The organism is Streptomyces flavochromogenes (genome assembly GCF_000717595.1).
GTDB lineage: Bacteria > Actinomycetota > Actinomycetes > Streptomycetales > Streptomycetaceae > Streptomyces > Streptomyces flavochromogenes.
On the sequence record NZ_JNZO01000020.1, the window covers coordinates 58652 to 79466 of the forward strand.

At 68.2% G+C, this 20815-nt stretch carries 12 protein-coding genes and 1 pseudogene; 6 read left to right on the forward strand and 7 right to left on the reverse strand.

Going from position 1 to position 20815, the window contains the following annotated elements:
* Nucleotides 1-5 precede the first annotated feature (5 nt).
* Entirely contained in the window at nt 6-470 is a 465-nt protein-coding gene (locus IF00_RS0124635; protein ID WP_030321494.1) for an ATP-binding protein, read from the reverse strand.
* Between the two features lie 150 nt (nt 471-620).
* Here IF00_RS0124635 and IF00_RS0124640 point away from each other — a divergent pair, with 150 nt between their 5' ends.
* Complete coding sequence (locus IF00_RS0124640; RefSeq protein ID WP_030321496.1) at nt 621-1466, forward strand: helix-turn-helix domain-containing protein; 846 nt, start codon at nt 621-623, stop codon at nt 1464-1466.
* The gene (locus IF00_RS0124645) at nt 1463-1654 is read left to right on the forward strand and encodes a DUF397 domain-containing protein (RefSeq protein WP_030321498.1); all 192 of its coding nucleotides are present in this window, start codon (nt 1463-1465) and stop codon (nt 1652-1654) included. Before IF00_RS0124640 ends, IF00_RS0124645 begins: the two co-directional genes overlap by 4 nt.
* 50 nt (nt 1655-1704) lie before the next feature.
* Here IF00_RS0124645 and pglX read toward each other — a convergent pair whose 3' ends face one another.
* Complete coding sequence (gene pglX / locus IF00_RS0124650; RefSeq protein ID WP_037638991.1) at nt 1705-5427, reverse strand: BREX-2 system adenine-specific DNA-methyltransferase PglX; 3723 nt, start codon at nt 5425-5427, stop codon at nt 1705-1707.
* A 150-nt stretch (nt 5428-5577) separates the two neighbouring features.
* On the opposite strand from pglX, the gene IF00_RS0124655 reads away from it, so the two are divergent.
* The 3 genes from IF00_RS0124655 to IF00_RS0124665 are packed head-to-tail and all read left to right on the forward strand — an operon-like array spanning nt 5578 to nt 8902.
* Nucleotides 5578-6063: a hypothetical protein gene (locus tag IF00_RS0124655; RefSeq protein WP_063740689.1), complete on the forward strand. Its 486-nt coding sequence runs from the start codon at nt 5578-5580 to the stop codon at nt 6061-6063.
* A gap of 17 nt (nt 6064-6080) precedes the next feature.
* Entirely contained in the window at nt 6081-7457 is a 1377-nt protein-coding gene (locus IF00_RS0124660; RefSeq protein WP_030321505.1) for a KGGVGR-motif variant AAA ATPase, read from the forward strand.
* Entirely contained in the window at nt 7454-8902 is a 1449-nt protein-coding gene (locus tag IF00_RS0124665) for a hypothetical protein (RefSeq protein ID WP_030321506.1), read from the forward strand. The genes IF00_RS0124660 and IF00_RS0124665 overlap by 4 nt, the downstream gene beginning before the upstream one ends.
* Nucleotides 8903-8960: 58 nt before the next feature.
* On the opposite strand, the gene pglW is transcribed toward IF00_RS0124665, so the two are convergent.
* The 3 genes and pseudogenes from pglW to IF00_RS44005 form a co-directional block, all read right to left on the reverse strand.
* The gene (gene pglW / locus IF00_RS0124670; RefSeq protein WP_030321508.1) at nt 8961-13364 is read right to left on the reverse strand and encodes a BREX system serine/threonine kinase PglW; all 4404 of its coding nucleotides are present in this window, start codon (nt 13362-13364) and stop codon (nt 8961-8963) included.
* Between the two features lie 115 nt (nt 13365-13479).
* Complete coding sequence (locus IF00_RS0124675) at nt 13480-14634, reverse strand: PDDEXK family nuclease (RefSeq protein WP_030321511.1); 1155 nt, start codon at nt 14632-14634, stop codon at nt 13480-13482.
* 93 nt (nt 14635-14727) lie between these two features.
* Nucleotides 14728-15074: pseudogene (locus tag IF00_RS44005) on the reverse strand (DUF2399 domain-containing protein).
* A gap of 764 nt (nt 15075-15838) precedes the next feature.
* Here IF00_RS44005 and IF00_RS47100 point away from each other — a divergent pair.
* Complete coding sequence (locus IF00_RS47100; protein ID WP_245234621.1) at nt 15839-16921, forward strand: hypothetical protein; 1083 nt, start codon at nt 15839-15841, stop codon at nt 16919-16921.
* A 284-nt stretch (nt 16922-17205) separates the two neighbouring features.
* On the opposite strand, the gene IF00_RS0124690 is transcribed toward IF00_RS47100, so the two are convergent.
* Both IF00_RS0124690 and IF00_RS0124695 read right to left on the reverse strand, forming a co-directional pair.
* Nucleotides 17206-18534 carry a class I SAM-dependent RNA methyltransferase gene (locus IF00_RS0124690; RefSeq protein WP_030321517.1) on the reverse strand — a complete coding sequence of 443 codons (1329 nt, stop codon included), beginning with the start codon at nt 18532-18534 and terminating at the stop codon, nt 17206-17208.
* 107 nt (nt 18535-18641) lie between these two features.
* The gene (locus IF00_RS0124695; RefSeq protein ID WP_030321518.1) at nt 18642-20693 is read right to left on the reverse strand and encodes an APC family permease; all 2052 of its coding nucleotides are present in this window, start codon (nt 20691-20693) and stop codon (nt 18642-18644) included.
* Between the last annotated feature and the right edge of the window lie 122 nt (nt 20694-20815).

Genomic DNA, 20815 nt, shown 5'->3' on the forward strand with positions numbered 1-20815 from the left:
CGTGTTCAGTGGAGGTACGGCTGCTCCAGGCGCAGGGGGCAGTCGGCCCACACGGTCTTGCCCGGCCCGACCCGGTCCCGTACGCCCCACCGGAGCGCGAGGGCGTCGACGATCACCAGACCCCGGCCGCCGTCCTCGCCGGGAACGGGTGGGTGCTCGGCGGGCGGCGCCTCCGGCCGACGGGGGTGCGTGTCGGACACCTCGACGCGTACGGCGCTGCCGCCGGGGGCGAGCAGGAGCCGCAGCTCGAAGTCCCGCCCCGGAACCCGGCCGTGCAGCCCGGAGTTGGAGGCGAGCTCGGCGACGACGAGCGTGAGCGCGTCGAAGGCCGCCGAGCCACGCGGAATGCCCCAGGCGACGGCCTCGACCTCGGCCAGCATCCGGGCGAGTCGCGCGCCGCGGCGGGTGGCGGAGAAGCGCTGGGTGAACGTACGTACGGTGACGGGAGCTTGGGTGTGAGGAGCGGTCATGGGCCTCAGCGTTCCGGCCGTCGGCGCCGCTCGGCAGGGACGACACTGGTACAGATCGCTCTGTACTGGTTCACCCGCTGGACTGGGCGGGTAACCGTCCGTGACCATGGGTCGGTCGGGCGGGTGCGCGTGCGGAGGGGCGGCTGTGTGATGAACGAGGACCACGGCGGCGGTACCAACAATGAACCAGAACTCTCGGACAGCCTCAAGACCTTCGGGGCGGTGCTCAAGGTCCTGAGGGAGGAAGCAGGCCTCACCCAGGAGGAGTTCGCCCCTCGGGTGCGGTACTCGGCGCACTACATCGCCAAGATCGAGCAGGGCAAACGCTTCCCGCCGGGCGATCTGTCGGAGCGGGCGGAGGAACCTCTGGGGGTGGTCGCGACGAAGGTGCTGGCGGCGGCTGCGCGGAGCCTGACGCGGAAGGCGGGACTGGCGTCGCGGTTCCATCAGTGGGCGGGCATCGAGGAAGAGGCGGTGTCGCTGTACGCGTACGAGTGCCGGGTGATTCCGGGGTTGTTGCAGCCGGAGCCGTACATCCGGGCGGTCTTCCAGCGACACCTCCCACCACTTACGGAGGACCATTTCGAGCGCCAGGTCGCCGCTCGACTGGCCAGGCAACGACTACTGACCGAACGCCCGAACACCGCCTTCTGCTTCATGATCGAGCATGCCTTGCTCGAACGCCGATTGGGTGGTGTTGAGGTCACGAGGGCTCTGGTGGACTGCCTGCTGGAACAAGGCCGTCTCCGCAACGTGGAGATCCTGATCATGCCCCTACGCCAGGAGGATCACTCGGGCTTCGAGGGGTCGATGTACCTCGCCGAAACTCCACGCAACCAGTGGCTCGGCTACGTCGAAGGGCACGACAGCAGCACAGTCATCAGCGACCCCAAACAGGTCAGCCCCATGCTTCAGCGCTATGGCAAGATGCGCTCACAGGCTCTGAGCCGTCAGGATACCGCGAGCCTGTTGGAGCAGATGCGAGGAGCGCTATGAGCACCACTGAACTGACCTGGTTCAAGAGCAGCTACAGCGGCGGCGGCGGCGACAACTGCGTCGAGGTCGCGCTGTGTCCCGAAGCCATCCTCGTCCGGGATTCCAAGGACACCCACCTGCGACCGCTGGCCGTATCACCCGACGCATGGTCAGCCTTCGCGGCACACGCAGCTGACGCCCACTTCTGAGACAGACCAACCGGGTGGCGGCGTGGACACCGCCACCCGGTTGCCGGGCCCTACTCGTCGTCCAGCGCCGCCTGCCGGGCAGGCTTGCGCCCCCGCGACTTCTTCACCGGTCGCCAGGCGATCAGCTCCGCCGCACCGACCTGATGCTTGCGCAGCTGTTCCTCGTACTCGGCCACCAGCTCCTCCGCCGGGACGTCGCCCCACTCGTCGTCGTACTCACCGTGCCACTGAACGACCCACGGCATGACCTCACGCAGGCCGGCCAGCAGCGGAACGATCCGCTCGGTGTCCCAGCCGTCCCGGGTAGTACGCGCCTTGAGCAGGTCGAACAGCGCTTGCGCCTGATCTTTGTGGTCCCACCCGGCCCACCCCAGCATCAGCGTCGAGTCGGCGTCCGGACCGGCCTCGGGATACGAGATGAACCGCTCCTTGGGCACGTCGAGCTTGCCGCGGTTCGACCAGTAGGAGGCGCGCAGGAAGTCCGAGGACTTGTACTTGGCCGGCGGATCGATGTCGAGCCGCTCCCCCGTCCGGTCCTCCTTGCGCTGCAGCTCCCAGACGTCTTCCCACTCCTTGCGCGTGCGCAGACCGGAGTCCTTGTAGCGCATCGCGGCGAGGTAGGGCACGTGCTCGTCCGCGACAGCCTCGGACAGCACCTGCGCGAGAGGCAGATCGGGCTTGCCGAGGTGGTCGGCCGCATAGAGCGCGGCGACGGAGGTGAAGTCCTCGTCCGTGCTGAGCTGGTCGGCGAGGTTGTTGACGGTCATAGGACGAGGACGCCGGAGCCCATCACGGACCTCGAACCAGAGGTCCGTGTTCTCCATCCGGTCCAGCAGCCAACTCCGCAGCGCGGCGCGTTCTTTCTTTTCCCACGGCTCGGCCGCCCAGCGCCGCTTATGCTCGGGCCGCTCGATGAGACCGATGCCCTTGGGCTGTCGGTTGATGAGGTCGATCCGGGCCTGGACGATGTCGCGGTACCAGTCGGGCCAGCGGGCGGGGATCTCGGTGACGGGGGTAGATCCGTGACGCTTGAACCAGGCGGTCTCGGCCTCTCCGGCTTCCACCTTGCGCGCGAGCACGATCTCAAAGGCACGCTCGCCGAGGCGCACCTCCGGGGTGGCATCGCGCTTGTCCTCAGGCACGGTAGTCCGCGCGACCTCGCCATTAGTGAGCAGCCCATAGAGGCCATATACCTGCCAGTCCAGGTTCTCTTGTAGGGCGATCATCCGCTGCCGAATGCAGGAGTGCTGGCCGCGTGTCTCATCGAGATCCGATCGGCTAGGCACCGTGGATTTCACTACGCCACTGGGCTCATTCCCAACTAGCTGCTCAGCCAGCAAGCCGATCTCTCGCCCGAGTACGAGTGGCAGTTTGTTCGGGAGGGGAAGCTCCTGGAGCTTGGTGCCGGTGAACTCATAGCGCTCCTCCCAGCTCTCATCTTGCACCCCGCGACCCAGGCCGCTACCACCCTTTCCCTGACTAACCTGCTTCAGCCAGAAGCAGGCTGTCGAGGAGTTGAGGGCCCCGAGGAGCTGAAGGTACCCATCCTCCTCACTCTCTTTCAGCTTGATCACAGGAGCCGAACGATTGAATACCTTGCCACCGCGATCCAATACGAAGTGGTTGTGCGTCGAAACGAAAGCGAATGCTAGTGACAAGGGGGACCGGAAGCGTCGGGGAAAAAACATGCCATGATCGAACCATCGCAACCCACGCTGCTCCGGCGTCTCACCGAAATCTACCCGCTCACGCAGCACTGTTCTATTAGGCCATAGAAACCTCTGCTCGGCCACGCTGATCTCGCGAATTTCAGCCGTTTCGGAATACGGAAAGAAGGTGCTATCCGGCGCCGAAAGAACATAATCGCGCAGGCCATCCCCCAGAACCGCCGGGACAGTGCCGTCTTCAAATCCTCTGGTCCTCGCAGCCTTTTGGGGTAGGAAGAAGGCGTCATCTAGGCCTGTGTGCGTAGTTCGACCACTCTCAAACAGGTGGTCGATCAATCTCGCCTCCTGCTTTTCCAGGCTGGCCAACAGTGCGCCTGCGCCACCACCCGACAGTGACCACGGATGCGCCGCGAAGGCGTGCGCCACTGAGTTCTCGACAGACACCCAGTCCGACTCACTCCCCGGCGAATCCACTTGACGAAGAATAGCCCGCCACACGGCCCCTTCTGCTGCAACCGCCGGCTGCCCCGGCTCCCCCCTGACTCCCAACACAGAACGAACCATTCGATCCGGGTTTGGAATCCTATTCCGGCCCACCAGAATCACTGTGGGGGTGCCATGCCCAGGAATAAAGGCACCCGAGCTATCAATGACGTGCGACAGCTCGACCCGGTTCCGAAAGACCACCTGAATCAACTTCTTACCGAACTCCCTCTTCATAAAGGAATTCGATGTAATCTGACCAACGAATCCGCCCCCACCTCGACGACCGCCCGCCCCTTTCGCTGCGAGTTCAAATAGACGTTGCGCGAATGGGACGGAAAGGGCATATGCGCCGGAGCACGCGTCGTACGCCGCCCGGTAGTTCTCGTTCTCCTGCTTGTCCTTCACCGTGATATACGGCGGATTCCCCACCACCACGTGGTACGACCCCCGCCCCAGTAGGTCCACCCGCTTCGCGTAGTCCCACACGTCCTCCGTCGAGTACGCGAAGGCACCCTCCTCGCGCCCCACCGACATCTCCGCGAACAGCGTGTCCAGGTCCGTCTGGATACCCGCCGCATCCCGCCCGTGCAGCAGCGAATCCCCCACCGCCACGTTGATCGGGAACGACGGCGCGTCCACCAGCCGCCGCGAGTCGGCAGCCCGCATCGCCGCCACCAGCAGCCGGAACCGCGCGATGCTCACCGCGAACGGGTTCTTGTCGCACCCGTGCACGGACTCCAGCGAGCGGCGAACCAACGTCCAGACGTCCGTGCCCGGTTCAGCCGCGCGCCACTTGTCCATCAGGCGGTGGAAGATGCCCAGCAGGAAGTGGCCCGACCCGCACGCCGGGTCGATGGTCCGCAGGCCCCGCCGCTCCTCACCATCCGGGCCGGTCCATACCGGGTCGAGGCCGAACTCGTACTCCGAGACCGCCGGCTCAAGGGTGAGGTCGAGGATGAACTCCTCGACGAACTCCGGGGTCTGGAGCAGCGCGTACGTCTTGCGGGCGTGCTCGCTCAGGTCCTGGTAGAGGTCGCCCAGGAAGCGGGTGTCCCACTCCGGGTCGGTGAAGTCGTAGCGGATCTCGCCGCCCGCACCCCACCGGCGCCAGAAGGACAGCAACTCGGTCGCCGCCTCGTACCCGGGCATGATGTCCCACAGCGGGTTGTGGTCGCGGTCGAAGAGGCCGGCGGCGGTGGTGTTCGACTTGGCGAGGTGGTCGAAGGCCGCGAGCAGCCAGTCGCGGTTGTTGAGCCTCGGGTTCTCGCGGAAGAACGCCTCGTGGCGGGCCTCGGCCACGGCCAGCCGGTCGCCGGGGCCGGCGATGAATGGCTCGTCGATCAGGCCGTTGTCCTCGCAGAAGCGGACGAACACGCAGGCCAGCACCCAAGCCGCAGCGGACTGCGTGACACGCTCGTCGCGCCAGGACTCGTACCGGGCCGCCGTGCGACGGGACTCCTGAGCCTGCCGGTACTCCGTCTCCAGGCGGGTGCGGATCTCGTCCTCGGACTCTGTGCGCGCCCGCAGGTCGTCCTCCAGAAGCAGGACCTGCCGCTTCAGATCCTTGACCAGATCCTTCAGGCGTTCCGCCCGGTCCGCACCGGCCGTGGTGTCCGTCACTGTTCGCTTCCTTCTCGCCGCACTGCGTCATCCGCCGCATGGCCTGCGGCTGAGGTACTCAATCCTGCCAGCCTACGGACCGCTGTCGGAGCCCCACGGCCCCCGCAAAACCCCCACCAGGTCCTTGATCATCCGGATAAAGTGATCGTCGTGACGGCTCCGACCACCCCGACGCGCCCCCGGCACACCTTCCTCAAGGCGGGCCACGACCTCTACAAGGCTGCGCTCCAGCTCTCGAACGGCGGCGCGCTCCCCGGCCCCACCGATCACCTGGCCGGACTGGCCGCGGAATGTGTGGCCAAGGCGATGCTCATCGACTTCTTCGGTTCGGTGCAGGAAAGGCCCACCGCCAAGCCGTACAGCCCGACGATCGAGAACATGCCGGGGATGGACAAGTTCAAGGCAGCACACGGCCACATGCCCGGCGCGTGGGAGCACCTGATGATGGTGCTGGACGGTCGGAGAGGGGCCGAGATCCGTAAACACATCCCGCGGCAGAACCCGTTCAAGACGCCACACGACAAATGGCACGAGGGGCACCGCTATGTTGATGGCGACACCCTGTCCCCCGAGCGCGTCGCCAGGCATCTCGCAGCCACGCTCAGCCTGATCACCGCGTACGACCATGCGAAGTAGAGAAACGACCTGACCTGATGACCTCACTTCCTCGTTTCGACGAAGCCTGGGAAGCCGCGTGCGATCTCGCCCGCCTTGCCGCCCGGGACGGACGGGACGTCGTACTCGTCCGTGATCTGTCCGGTCAGTCCACTCTCCTGGTCGACGACCGCGCCGATGCCGAGCCGCTGGACCCCGAATCCGAAGCGGTCGTGTCGCTCCGCGAGGGGTTCGCCTCCAAGGTCCGCCCCTTCGCCGGGGACGATCCTGTCCAGACGGCCAGCTCGCTCTTCGTCCCGGAGATGTTCTTCGGCGCGGCCGAGCTCATCGTGCTGGAGGAACGGGAGCAGGACGGCCCCGGCCAGGTCGCCGTACTCGAACGCACCGTCGTCGGCGGGGACTGGGCAGCCGTGGGCGCCGAGGTCGAGCAGCAGCCGGCTCGCCAAACCCGCCGCCTCGCCTTCTACGGATTCAAGGGCGGCGTCGGCCGCTCCACCGCCACCACCGTCCTCGCCCGCAACCTCGCCGAGCGCGGCCACTGCGTACTCGTCGTGGACCTTGACCTGGAATCCCCCGGGGTGTCCAACCTGCTCGCCGAGCCGGGGGCCACTCCCCCGCACGGCATCGTGGACCACCTGGTGGAGTCGGCCGTCGGGAACGCCGATGGTCTTGAGCTCGTCAGCCGTTCCTCCATCCTCCCGCCCGAGCAGGGCAACGGCGAGGTGTGGCTGGCTCCGGCTGCCGGGACTCCGCTCGCCGGACGGCCGTACGACTACCTCGCCAAGCTGAACCGCATCTACAGCGACCTTCCCGCAGACGAGCCGGGAGGCACGCCCCGCCCCTTCGCCCAGCGGCTGGAGGACGCCATCGCCGCATGCGAGGCACAGGTGGAGGAGAAGGGTCGCCGCCCCGACGTGGTGTTGCTCGACAGCCGCGCCGGCATCCACGACATCGCGGCCGTCACCCTGACCAAACTCTGCGACCAGGCCCTGCTCTTCGCGGTGGACAACCCGTCCACTTGGGACGGCTACCGGATGCTCCTGTCCCAGTGGAAGCTGCGGCCCGATCGTGCCCGCGCCCTGCGCGACCGGGTCCGGGTCGTGGCCGCCATGTTCCACTCCGCAGGAGACATAGACCGTCTCAACACCCTGCGGCGGCATGCCTACGACGTCTTCATGGACACGCTCTACAACCTGCCCGACGACGAGTACGAGGAACCTTTCCTCCCCGTCAAGGGCGAGGTGGACGACAAGCCCTACGCCCCCATCCCCATCCTCTTCGGCAACGATCTGGTGGGGCTGGACCCGCTGCGCAGCCGCAACTGGCCCGAGCTGCCGTTCGTCAGGGCCGCCTACCGCGAGTTCGTCGACACGGTGGAGAAGCTGGTGCTGGACCCGTACGAGGACAAGTCATGAACGACCCCGCCATCCAGGCGACCCGCACCCTGCTGATCGACGCGCTCAGCTCCGCCCCCGACGCGGACACCAGCACCCCCGACCTCCGAACGATGTTCACGCCCTCCTCGCACCGGCTCGCGCTGGACCCGGACGTGACAGTCGTCCGCGGAGCCCGCGGCACCGGAAAGACGTACTGGGCCAAAGCCCTGACCGACCCCGAGCTTCGCGAGGTCGCCTCGGCCTCCTACATGATGCCGAGGCTGGGCCGGATCGAAGTGATCACCGGGTTCGCCCAGGGCGGTGGCGACGACCCGGTGTTCCCCGGGAAGCGAGCGCTGGCCGCCCTGGTCTCCCAGGGTGTCGACGCCAAGGACCTGTGGTCAGCGGTAGTCCTCATGGCGCTCAAGGTGCCCGAGATCCTCGCCTTCGAGTCATGGTCGGAACGCATCGAGTGGGTCGGCCGGAACGGCGAGAAGTACGAGGCCGCACTGCGTCGCGCCGATCGCGAGACACGGGAGCGGGGCAAGACCCTCGTCCTGCTCTTCGACACGCTCGATCACCTGCACAACGACCGCGGCCAGCTCGACCGACTGTTGTCCGGACTCTTCGAGGTGGCTCTGGAGCTCCGGCTCACCACCGGAACGCTGCGCGCCAAGATCTTCGTACGGCCGGACCTCTACGAAAGTGCCCCCAAGGCTTTCGCGGACGCCTCGAAGCTCGGTGCGAACGCCACCGACCTCAGCTGGAGTCGGGAGAACCTGTACGGGCTCCTCTTCCACCAATTGGGCAATCACACCAGCGAGCAGGCGACGGCTTTCCGCAAGGCGACCGGTCAGTGGCGACCGGAGGGCGAGGGCCGCTTCATAGCTCCGGTCGATGTCATCGCCGACCAGAAGCGGCAGGAAGAGGTCTTCGTGACGCTGGCCGGCCCCTTCATGGGCACGGACCGCCGTAAGGGCCACACCTACACCTGGGTGCCGAACCATCTTCAGGACGGCCTCGGCCGGGTCAGCCCCCGCACGTGGCTGCACGCGCTCCTCCGGTCGGCACAGCTGACCGGAGAGCGATACGCCGGCCATTCGCTGCCCCTGCACTACGACGCGATCCGCGAGAGCCTGAGCAGCGCCTCCAAGAACCGTGTCGAGGAGCTGACGGACGACATCGGCTGGGCAGCACTCGCCGTGGAACTGCTCGAAGGCAGCCAGGTTCCCATGGAGCCCTCAGCCGTGCGCTTCGCGTGGGAGTCCAACCGGCTGTCGGCCAGGATCGCGGAGCTGCTGGAAGACGTGAAGCAGGGCAGCGGCCCGCGCAACGCCGAAAGTCCCTCAGCGATCCTTCAGGAGCTACTCGATCTGGGCGTCATGACCGAGCGCAGCAACAAGGCCATCGACCTGCCGGACATCTACCGGCTCAACTTCGACATCCGGCGCAAGGGCGGGGTTGCCCGTAAGCCGGTGATCTGAACCGCTCGGTGAGGGCGGGGTGCCGTCATCGGCCCGGGCCGGAAGCAGCACCCCGCCCTCACACCTTCGCCAGCGTCTCCAGGAACGCCCCGTCCAGGTGCGCCTGCTCCCCGTCCCCGCCGATCACCTCGACCGTCCGGCCGTCCAGGTGCGGCAGCTGCGACCGGGTCTCCACCGGGCACAGCAGCCACAGCCCGTGCGGGTTCTCGACCGGGCGTCGGGCCGCGCCCTGGAGGCCGACGAGGAAGGCGTGGCCGCCCTCGTCCCAGTAGCGGGCGATCAGGCCGGCGTCGTGCAGGAACAGGACCGTGCGGGGCAGGGCACAGCGGGTCTGGAGGTCCTCCCCGACGCGCTGCCAGACGGCGCGTACGAAGGTGGCCAGGCCCGGCTTGATCCGGCCGGGTGCGGAGGCGCTGTCCGCGCGCAGCACCGTCTGCCAGTCCTGGCCCTTCTCCTCCACCAGTTTCCGGAACTCCGCCAGGAAGACGGCGCCCACGTCGACGGGCAGGACCGGGAAGGCAGCCGCCACGGCGTCCGCGACGCCGGGCAGCCGGACGCCCTTCACGGTCAGGGCGAGGAAGCCGCCGCGCTTGGCACTTGCCATGAGGCGTTCACGGACTGCTCCGTGCGGGTCCTCCCGCTCCAGGCGCGTGACACGGCGCGGCGGCAGGAGACTGGTCAGGCCGCCGGAAGCCGTCACGGGGTGGGCTGTCCTGGCGGCGGGCAGCTGGAAGGTGTCGGAGTCGAGGTCGTAGCGGAGGTCGAACCGGGCCGCCTGCAGGGCGTCCTCCAGCTCGACGTGGGTAGGCTCACGGCCGCCCGCGAGCACCTGGAGTTCGGGGAAGCGTGCCTTGACCCGTGCCACCAGCTCGGCCGGGTTGATGCCCCGGTCGGCCCGTACGCCCGCGCCGGCCTGGGAGATGCGCAGCGCGCGCTCCAGTCCGAGGTCCCGCGGGTACAGCTCCAGACGCGGCGTGACCTCGACGACCGGGGCGATGGCCGCGGCGAGCGCGACGAGACGGGTGTCGGCGAGGGGTGCGAACCCCTCCGGCGTCGGTACGGCCCTCAGCTCACGGACCACCTCCGCTCGGCCCGGGAGCGGCTCCTGCCGGGCCAGGCGTTCGGCGGTGGCGCCGAGCGCCGACGCGTAGTCGGCCAGTTCCCGTGGGCTGGGGTCGTCGGTGCCCGGCAGGGACTCCGAGGCGAGAAGGACCGTGTCGCCACGCCGGTGGACGGCGAGCCTGGGCTCGTGTCCGTCCGTCTCGTCGCCGGTCTCCGCCTCCGCTGCGGCGCGTACGACGGCCAGCGAGCGCGCGAGGGTCCGCTGGGGGGTGTCGTCGTCGGCCCCGTGGCGGGCACGCAGTTCGACCGCCGCCTCGGGGGCGGTCATCACACGGCCCGAGCTCTCCAGGATGTCCGCGAGCTCCGAGCGGACCGGTGCCAGCCATTCCGCTTCCGCCCACTGCTTGATCTCGATGCGGTGGTGGCGGGAGACCGGCGGCTGCTTGATCTTCAGGTGATCGGCGATGCGGGCCTGCACGGGCCAAGGACCCAGCGGGGAGAGACCGCCGTCCTCGGGCGGGAGCCCCAGGGTGAGCCGTACGACCTGTTCCCGGTGGGAACCCTTGCGGCCGGCCGCGGGAGTCAGCAGCGCCGCCATGTCGTCTATCGAGAGGATGCGGGCCAACTCCGCACCTGGAGCGTCGGCGTGCCCCTCGGTCTGCCCGGCGGTCCGGGTCGGGGACGGTGCCGCGTTGCCCGGCTTGCCCCGGAGGGCGGCCGCCCACTGCTTGCGGCGCCGGTTGAGTTCCTTGCGGACGAGGGCGCCCGCCCCGCGAGCCTTGGAGATGGCGTACGGCTGGATCTCCAGCAGCTGGCCGACGGTCGTCGCACCGAGGCCGTTGGCGACGGAGACCGCGCGGGGGGACAGGCCCGCGGCTTCCAGCACAGTGGTGGCCTCGGCCGCCGCGGCCGCGCTGTCGCGTGCCTCTTCGGCGTCCTCGGCCACGGTCCCGACAGTGGAGGGAGTGGTAGTGGGACGCGTCGCGTCCGCGGCGCGGAAGACCTCCTGCCAGGCATCCCTCATCTGTCGCAGGGTGTCGAAGCGCTGCTCGATCTCACGGTGCAGCGCCCGTTCGAAGAAGGCCCGGAAGCCTTCCGCCAGTGCGGGTTCGAACAGCTCGCTCGCGATGTGGAGTTCGGCTGATTCGTTGGTGAGCGGATCATAGAGACCGTCGCCCCACAACGGGCGTTCGCCGCTGGCCATCTCGTGCAGGGTGACGGCTGCCGCGTAGTACTCGGCGTGATCGTCGTAGTGGCTGCGGCGCACCGAACCCAGGAAGGGATCGAGGTAGCCGCGGGTGCCCGCCTTCACATCCCGGTCCGAGGCGTCGGTCAGGGAGAAGTCGAAGAGCTTCAGCTGCCAGGTTCGGTCCTTGCGGCGCTGGATACCGAAGTTGTCGGGCTTGATGTCGCGGTGGCGCACCCCGTGGCCGGCGAGCTGGTCGAGCGCCTGGAAGAGGTCCTCGCCGAATCGCTCCAGCTCGTGGTAGGTGAGCTGTCCCTTGCCGCGGAGGCGAGCGCCGAGCGACTGTTCGCCGGCGTACTCCAGCTCGAGGATCGTCCGCCCGCCGATCTCGCGCAGCTCCTCGCCGCGCAACTGCACCACGGCTCCGCCGCCGACGAGTTTCAGAGCGCGGGCCTCGGCGCGCAGCCGCTCCGCCTTCTCCTCGTCCAGCGCCACCTTGAAGACGTGCTCGTCGATGCGGACGTTGCCGTCCTCGTCCTCGACCGCCCGCTCCACGAGGAGGGCACGCGCCGTGGCTCCGGTGCCGAGGACCCGGCGTACCGACCATTCGGCATCGATCGCCTGGCCTGGCATCGCCTCCAGCGGGTCGGCTGCGGCTGCTTCCGGGGAGTCGGGCAGGACACCGGCCCGTTCCGCCTCGTCGAGCAGGTCCAGGAATGCTTCGGCGGAGCTCAGCCGGTCGTTCACATCGGAACGGGTCGCCTGGTAGACCAGTGCGTCCAGTGCCTCCGAGACACCGTCGGCGACGGCGAACAGGTGCAGGCCGGAGTCGGCGCGCAGGCGCTCGGTCAGCACGCTGCGCTGCGGTGCGGGCGGCTGACCGGTCAGGATGAGATGGGCGACCGCGCCCAGACCGAAGATGTCGAGATCCGCCGGATCGGCGTACGGCTGGTCCGTCTCCGGTGCCAGGTAGACACGGGCCTCGTCCTCGATCAGGGCGGCATCGAGCGCCGAACCGCCGATCGAGCGGAAGAAGGTGGCATTGCTGTCGAAGTCGCGTGCGGCGGTCTGCCAGTCCGTGATCCGGAGCTCGGGGGCGGCGCCTTCGCTGCGGAAGGAGACGTAGACCGACCGCGCGGCCAGCGCTCGGTGGTAGAGGGACCGGTTGTGGGCGTAGCGGACGGCTTCGGCGAGCTGGCGGACCAGGTCGAGACGCATCTCGGGGGTGAGCTTGCCACCGTAGGTGTCCAGGTACTGGTCCAGGCGCAGATCGCTCTGCCGGTGGCGGAAGAGGATGGCCGGGCCGCCCTCGTGCTCCCGGAACTCGACGGCGTCGACGATGCCGCGGTGGTTGATGCCCTGCAGTACCTGGTACTCGCGGCGGGCGGCACGCTCCGTGGACCTGCGGGCCGCTTCGGTCGCCCCCTGACTGACCAGATAGATCCGGACCCGGCCCTCTTCCTGTACGAGGCCGTCGTCGCGAACGGCGAGACGGTCCTCCCAGGTGGCACCGGCATCGAGCGGATGCGGGCGGAGCTTCCAGGCATCACCGAACCGCAGGTGCCCGGTGGACTGCCGGATCCCGATGGTCCGCAGCAGCTGCGGCAGGGTCTGCCGGGCGAACTCGGGCGTGATCCGCCGCTCCGGCCGGTCGGGGGGCAGACCCAGGAAGTCCTGCCAGATGCGGTCAAGGCCGCTGCCGCCGTCGTCCCGCCCGTACACGCGGATGCGCTGGACCTCGTCCAGGTGGCTGACGAGGTCGGGCGCCGACAGGAACACGGCGGGCTCGATCCGCGGGACGATCCGCTCATCCATGCCGAGCTTGCGGGCGGCCCAACGCAGTTGGCTCCGGAGCTCCTTCGACTTGAGGTCGTTGAAGTGCAGCGGGTTGTTGATGGTCCGCGTGCGGTCGCTGCCGCGGAAGTTCCAGGTGGAGCCGGTGTTGTGCAGTTCTCCGGGGTGGCTCTTGATCTCGATCAGGAACAGACCAGCCGGGACCGCGACGAGAAGATCGCACTCATTGATCCGCCCCGAGTGCGCGGTGAAGGAGAAGGTGGCCCAGGCCCGGTAGGGCTCGGCAGCGGGCAGCAGTCTCCGTACGTGGTCCAGGGCCTCCTGCTCCCAGGCATAGGGGGAGGGCCGATCCTGGAACCACTGCTGGACGGGCTTCGGCGGGCCGGGCTTGGGTACCGGCCTTCCTCCCGCTGCTGTCACTTTCCGGCCTCCATCGCACCCCGCGCCCAACCAGACGGGCAAACCACCTGGTAGAGCCTATCGCGCGCCTACTCGAAGCCATGCGGTGTACATGGTCATGCACCCATCCCTTCGATCAGGTGCTGTCATCGCTCATCAGCTGCTCGATGGCCGCCAGCACCTGGCCCAGCGCCTCTGGCTGAGTGGCCAGTGCCGCAAGCGAAACCGACGGCCAGCCCTTGAAGCCCTTCGCCCGTTGCGCCGCGAGCCTCTGCTCAAGTCCGTCCACGGCCGGCAGGGCGTCCGCGAAGGCCGAAGTCGCGTCGCTTCCCAGGTGGTGGGTGATCGCCCCGAAGCTGAAGGCGAGATCGTCCTTCTCCGGATCCTCGCGCAGTGACAGCGTCCAGACGGGGACCTCCCTGCCCGAGGCCGGAAAGTAGACGGAGAAACTGGGGTACCCCGCTCTATTGCCGACGAGGCGCCCTGCCGACTCCGCGTGCTCAAGCAGCGCGAGGGCGACCTGCCGTTTCTCCGTGCTGCGGCTCTCCAGTGCCACGTCCATGTCGGCCCGCGTCCACTTCCGGCCCGCCTGGCCGGACCTTGACTGTGTCTTGTTGGCTGTGGCCACCTCGCCGTGGACCCTCGGGACGAGCACACGGTGATCACCGCTGCCCCGGTACTGGGTCAGCTCGACGGCATAGACATCCGTCTGGCGCAGCTGACGGTTCAGAAACTCGACGATGGCCCTCAGTTCCAGAGGTATCCGGTCTGCCACGAAGAGCAGCCGCATCCGTCCGGCCGCGAGCCGCTCCTCGACTGTCGCCCAGAACTCCTCGGGCGACTGGCCGCCCAGCAGCTCCTGGTACGCGTCCTCGAGAGGCCGCCCGTCCACCGCACACGTTTCCTCGAAGGTCCGCCGAAGCAGCGCGGCAGGCCAGTAACGCGCCCCGTTGGCGGCGTAGTCGAGCATCTGGCCCACGACTTCCCGTCGTATGCGGGTGTCGGCCGCCCGCTTGACCTCCACCAGGGTCGGCACACCGTCTGCGTCCACGAACAGGTGGTCCAGCCAGTACGCAGAGCCGCTCTCGTTACTGGTGGGGACTCTCATCTCGCGCGCCACGAGAACGAGCCGAAGGGGTCGGCCGTCAGCGAGCGAACCGAAGTCCAGGATCCGGGGATGGCGTGCGAGCAGCGCCTGGAACTCGGCCTCGGTATCGAAAGGGGCAGGCTCCAAAGCGTTCAGTCCCTCGCCCAGCAGAAACACCGGTTGTTCGGCCACTTCCGCCCCCATCCCCCTGAACGTCGATCACCACTGCCGACAGGCTTATCAAACTGCACTGACAACCGAGCAGGGATCGGTCGTGGCCACAGGTCGGTACCGTCGTCACGCAAGGTCGGACAGCAGTACGTCGAGGCCCGTCTCTTCCTCGACGCGGACAGCGAGTTCCAAGAGAGCCTGCTGTAGATCCGGGTCCCAGAAAGCCACGGCCCGCTGCCCTGCGAGTGGCGGCCCGTCAGGCCTCGCGAGCGCCGCGGCGCGGTAGTCGGCTGCCGTGTAGCGCCAGGGCCGCCGCGATGCAACAGTGCGGATGCAATACGGAGCCCGCCCCAGTCGAAGTCTCCGTGGTAGAGCAGTGCGGCCCCACGCTCGTGCAGGTGGCCTAGGAGGCAGCGCCGACCAGCCGGGCCGCGAAGGCGGGAAGCGAGACGAGCGGGCCTGCGGAGGGACACTCAGGTCAGTGGCCACTTGGCTGAAGAGGCCTTGAGCTGTGGCAGGTGCGTCGACGAGCGATGCACCAGGCCGTAGCCGCGAAGCCGGTCGGCTGCCCTCAGCACCGAGGCTACATCTCCGTCCGCGTACGCCAGTAATACCGTCTTCACTCCCCTGCGCCGCACGCAATCTGGAGTCACTGACACCTGAGCCGTAAGCAAAACGACCGAAGTTCTCAGAAGTGGCCAGCAAGTGAACGCTCGTCCGCTCAGGTCAGAGCCGCCACCCGCCCACCAAGCACCTTCTACATGCATGGTCACGCGCCAAGGCTTCATTAGGGGCGGTCTCCGGCATGCCAGCCGTCTCGTTCGAGCAAATACATGTGGAAGCGGCCTCCATCGACGGCCGAAGCTGACAGCATCTAGGCGCCGAACGTCCAAGGTGAGTTGGAGGCGGGCCATTGGAGCGGCAGGTCAATGAGCGTCAGCTTGCGGTACTGGAGTGGGTGGGAACAGGGTGCCCTGCTGGTGTTTGGGAGACAACCTCCTACAAGACCACGTGCCAGGCACTGCAGAACCGGGGCTTGGTCACGGTCTCGCGGAAGGGTGGGCAGTGGAGCGTCGTCCTGACAAGCGCCGGCCGGCACTATCTGGCGCACGGCACATACCCTCCCAATGGGTCACGCTCTCGGAAGGCCCGAGCCACAGTTGCGCAACCCCCGCCCATCCAAACGCAAGAAGCCCCAGCCACTACGCGAAAGCCAGGTTTTTCCCCACAGCCTCGCATGACCTTCTCGGAGCAGCTGCTGCAAGAGCTCGCGGAGGCGGGCGGCCGAATCGTGAAGAGCGGCAGCGGTCCGGAGTTGGAGAAGTGGCCCTCCCGCGTTGCCGCGGCGCGCAGATCCGGAAGGATCCCGGAGACGAAGGAGCTGTTCGGGGGCTGGTGCCGTGGCGGGTACGAGATCAAGCTCGTCGAGATCCCCGCCTGGCGCCTGGTGGCCCTCCAGCCCGTCCCCGTGCCCTCGCGGCTCACGCGGCCTCACACCGTGGTCCGGGCCATGCAGGACAAACCCCAGCCGCTGGGCCTGACCAAGCCCGTCCAAGGACGTGCCCTCCGGCTCATCCAGGCGCTGATCATCACTGCCGAGAACGAAGGACACTCCGCATCGGCAGGACAGACCGGCTCCGCGCCCCCGCCCCATCGCCGCCGCAGGGCAGACCCCCACTTCACCATCACCGCACAAGGACAGACGGTGGGGTTCCTCGTCCTCCAGGAACAGGACCGGACCGAGCACGTCGCCACCGACAAGGAGCTCACCGAGGCCAAGAAGAACTCCTGGATCAGGATCCCCCGCTTCGACTACACCCCGTCCGAACGGCTCCGCTTCGTCCTCAGTGGCGGCCAGCCGCACCGGGCGAGCGAATGGACCGACACCCCCAACCGTCCCCTCGAAGACCAGCTCGCCGAGATCGCGCAGGAGGTCACGCTTCGCGGCGAAGCCGCCGAACGCAGACGTCTCGACGAGATCGAAGCAGCCCGCCAGAAGCGCATCCGCTGGGAAGCCGCCATGAAAGAAGCGCGCGTCCAGTACGCCGAGGCTTACCGCTTCAGACACTTCGAAGCGCAGGAAGCGGCATGGCGCCACGCCACCCGACTCGCAGAGTACGTGAGCGCCGTACGCACCCGGGTCGAGACCATGCCCCCAGGCCAGACCAGGACCGAAGCCGAAACATGGATCGACTGGGCAGCAGCCCGCGTGGAGCATCTCGACCCTCTGAACACACCGCCCCGACTGCCCGACATCCCCGAACCACGAGCCGACGACCTCAGGCCCTTTCTCGGGCACTGGAGTCCCTACGGCCCCTGACACAACACGCACCGGACACCTCACCTAGCCTCACGGAACGTCACTACCGAGAAGCGGATGGGGCAGGGGCAGCCGACAGCTCGGCAGCCAGCGCCCCAGCCACCTCAACGCGCCTACAACCACACAGCTGAGGACTCCATTCGACGGTCGCCAATCACGCATGACGACCCATCAGAAACCGCGCCGTCCGTGCGTCAAACGTGCGTCACGTGCGTCAGATATGCGTCAAGATATCGCCCGTAACGCATGTAACGCCCATAACGCACACTCGGGGAAATGCCAGGTCAGCGGCCCTTTTCGGCGGGCTCAAGGATCGCGACGCACTCGACATGATGGGTCATCGGGAACAGGTCGAACGCCCTCAGCGTCCGGACCTTGTAGCCGCGTTCCGCGAAGTACGCCAGGTCTCGGGCCAGGGCTGCCGGGTCGCAGGCCACGTAGGCGATGCGGCGGGCGCCGAGGCCCGCCAGGTGGTGGACCGTCTGCTTGCCGGCGCCGGCGCGCGGGGGGTCCAGGACGATGAGGTCGACCTCCGTGATGCCGGTGCGCGGGAGGACCGCCTCGACCTTGCCCTGTTCGATGCGGACGCGCGGGAACCCTGCCAGGTTGTGGCGGGCGTCCTCGACGGCGCGCTTGCCGGACTCGATGCCGAGGACCGCGCCCTGCTCGCCGACGCGGTCGGCGATGGCGCCGGCGAAGAGGCCGACGCCGCAGTAGAGGTCGAGGGCCGTTTCGCCCTTGCGGGGGGTGAGGCCCTGCATGACGGCGAGCATCAGGGTCTGCGCGGCCTTCGGGTGGACCTGCCAGAAGCCGCCGTTGCCGACGCGGTAGGTGCGGTCGTCGGCGCGCTCGCGGACGAAGGCGCGGCCGTGGACGCGGTGGACTCCGCCGTCCTTCTCGTCGACGCGGAGGACGGAGACCGGCTTGTCCAGTTCGACCAGCGGGAGGCGGCCGCCTGGCTTCGGGGTCAGGATGACCTGGCGGTCGTTCGAGCCGGAGGCGGCGATGGCCTCGACCGAGGCCATGTTCTCCCAGTCGCGCTTCTCGATGCCCAGTTCCGAGACGCCCGGCGCCGCGATCATGCAGTGGTCGATCACCTCGACCTCGTGCGAGCGGTGCTTGCGCAGGCCCGCCTGGCCGTCCGCGTCGATCGCGTACTGGACGCGGGTCCGCCACTGCGGGACCTCGCCCTGCGGGAGCTTGTCGCCCTCGGCCGGCATGACCGTGCCGTCCCAGCCGGCCTCCTCGGGGGTCAGGCCGGCGAGCCGCAGGAGCTGCTCGGCGATGACCTCGCCCTTGAGGCGGCGCTGGGCGCCGGGCTTGGCGTGCTGCCAGTCGCAGCCGCCGCACTTGCCCGGGCCCGCGAAGGGGCAGGGGGCTTCGACGCGGTCCTTGGACGGGTCGAGGATGGTGATCGCGTCCGCGCGCAGGAAGCGGGAGGTCTCCTCGCCCTCGGTGACGCGGGCGACGACCCGCTCGCCGGGCAGCGCGTGGCGGACGAAGAGGACACGGCCCGCCTCGGTGCGGGCGATGCAGTGGCCGCCGTGCGCGACCGGACCGACCTCGACCTCGTACTCTTCCCCGACCAACGACGAAACAGGGGTGTTCTGCATGGTGGGGAAGCTCCAAGGGGACGCGACGGTGGGCTGCCGTTTGGACGGCAGCCCACCAGTCTAGTTGTTCTTTTCGAGTTGTTCTTTGCGCCCGGTATGCGGCGGCGCTAGTTGTTCTTCGCCGCCGGTTCCTTGTGGCCCTTCTCCACCGGGCCGCGGCGGACCGAGCCCGGCGCGTTCCACTCCTGGCGCTTCCTGGCCCGCTTCTTGGCGGCCTCGGAGGACTGGAGCTGGTAGGGGACGGAGGTCACCATGACGCCGGGCGTGAAGAGCAGCCTGCCCTTGAGGCGGAGCGCGGACTGGTTGTGGAGCAGGTGCTCGTACCAGTGCCCGACGACGTACTCCGGGATGTAGACGGAGACGGCGTCGCGCGGGCTCTCCCGGCGGATGTTCTTGACGTACTCGATCACCGGGCGGGTGATCTCGCGGTACGGGGAGTCGAGGATCTTGAGCGGGACGTTGATGCCGCGCCGCTCCCACTCCTCCCTGAGTGCCTTCGTCTCGACCGGGTCGACGTTGACGGTCAGCGCCTCAAGCTCGTTCGCGTGCATGAGCTTGGCGTAGGCCAGTGCGCGGAGGGTGGGCTTGTGGAGCTTGGAGACGAGGACGATGGAGCGGACCCGGGAGGGGCGCACGTACTCGTCGGGGCGTTCCTCGGCGGCGGCGATCTCGGCCGCGACCGAGTCGTAGTGCCGACGGATCGCGGACATCGTCCCGTAGAAGATCACCATGCCGAGCAGGGCGACCCAGGCGCCGTGGGTGAACTTGGTGGCGAGGACGACGACGAGGACGAGGCCGGTGAAGAAGGCGCCGAAGGCGTTGATCGCGCGGGAGCGGATCATGTGGCGGCGCTTGGCCGGGTCCCGCTCGGTCTTCAGGTGCCGGTTCCAGTGCCGGACCATGCCGGTCTGGCTGAGGGTGAAGGAGACGAAGACGCCGACGATGTACAGCTGGATCAGCTTGGTCGAGTCGGCCCCGTAGACCCAGACGAGCAGGGCGGCGGCACCGGCGAGGAGCACGATGCCGTTGGAGAACGTGAGGCGGTCGCCGCGGGTGTGCAGCTGGCGCGGCAGGTACCGGTCCTGGGCGAGGATCGAGCCGAGGAGCGGGAAGCCGTTGTACGCGGTGTTGGCGGCCAGGAAGAGGACGAGCGCGGTGGCGGCGGCGAGCAGGATGAAGAAGAACGTTCCGTCGCCGAAGACGGCGGCCGCGACCTGGGAGATGACCGGGTCCTGGACGTAGCCTTCGCCGACCGGCTGGCCGTTGACCAGCAGGTCCTGCGCCGGCTTCTCGGCCATCCGGACGTCGGTGGCCATGGCCAGGAAGATGATGCCGCAGAACATCGTGACGGCCAGGCCGCCCATGAGGGCGAGCGTGGTGGCGGCGTTCTTCGACTTGGGCTTGCGGAAGGCGGGGACACCGTTGGAGATGGCCTCGACGCCGGTGAGCGCGGCACAGCCGGAGGAGAACGCGCGGAGCAGCAGGAAGACGAGCGCGAAGCCCGCGAGTCCCTCGTGCTCGGGCTTGATCTCGAAGTCGGCGGTGGGCGCCCTCATGGTCTCGTCGAGGACGATCCCCTTGTACGCGCCCCAGGCGATCATGATGAAGACGCCGGCGACGAAGACGTACGTCGGGATCGCGAAGAGCGATCCCGATTCCTTCACGCCGCGCAGGTTCATCACCGTGAGCAGCACGATCACGCCGACGGCGCAGGCCACCTTGTGCTCGACGACGAAGGGGATCGCGGAGCCGAGGTTCTCGATGCCCGAGGAGATCGACACGGCGACGGTCAGGACGTAGTCGACGAGCAGGGCGCTCGCGACGGTCAGTCCGGCCTTCGGCCCGAGGTTGGTGTTGGCGACCTCGTAGTCGCCGCCGCCGCTCGGGTACGCGTGGACGTTCTGCCGGTACGAGGCGACGACCGTGAACATCAGGACGACGACCGCGAGCGCGATCCACGGGCTGAAGTGGTAGGCCGACAGACCGGCCACGGACAGAACGAGCAGCACCTCGCCCGGTGCGTACGCCACCGAGGACAGCGGGTCGGAGGCGAAGACGGGGAGGGCGATCCGCTTGGAGAGGAGGGTCTCTCCGAGCTTGTCGCTGCGCAGGGCCCGCCCGATCAGGATCCGTTTGGGAAGGTCGGTCAGTTTGGACACGGAGAGGATCGTAAGCGTTCGAAAACAGCCACGCGCACCGGCACCCCCGATAGGCACGGAATCTCCCTGACTACCACCTCGGATGCGGTCCCGGCCAACGTTGCCGCTTAAGCTCGGACCGG

Excerpts from the sequence above, each read along its gene's own strand:
- IF00_RS0124635 (WP_030321494.1), bottom strand. The coding sequence starts at position 470 with ATGACCGCTCCTCACACCCAAGCTCCCGTCACCGTACGTACGTTCACC.
- IF00_RS0124640 (WP_030321496.1), top strand. The coding sequence starts at position 621 with ATGAACGAGGACCACGGCGGCGGTACCAACAATGAACCAGAACTCTCG.
- IF00_RS0124645 (WP_030321498.1), top strand. The coding sequence starts at position 1,463 with ATGAGCACCACTGAACTGACCTGGTTCAAGAGCAGCTACAGCGGCGGC.
- IF00_RS0124660 (WP_030321505.1), top strand. The coding sequence starts at position 6,081 with ATGACCTCACTTCCTCGTTTCGACGAAGCCTGGGAAGCCGCGTGCGAT.
- IF00_RS0124665 (WP_030321506.1), top strand. The coding sequence starts at position 7,454 with ATGAACGACCCCGCCATCCAGGCGACCCGCACCCTGCTGATCGACGCG.
- IF00_RS0124675 (WP_030321511.1), bottom strand. The coding sequence starts at position 14,634 with ATGGGGGCGGAAGTGGCCGAACAACCGGTGTTTCTGCTGGGCGAGGGA.
- IF00_RS47100 (WP_245234621.1), top strand. The coding sequence starts at position 15,839 with ATGACCTTCTCGGAGCAGCTGCTGCAAGAGCTCGCGGAGGCGGGCGGC.
- IF00_RS0124690 (WP_030321517.1), bottom strand. The coding sequence starts at position 18,534 with ATGCAGAACACCCCTGTTTCGTCGTTGGTCGGGGAAGAGTACGAGGTC.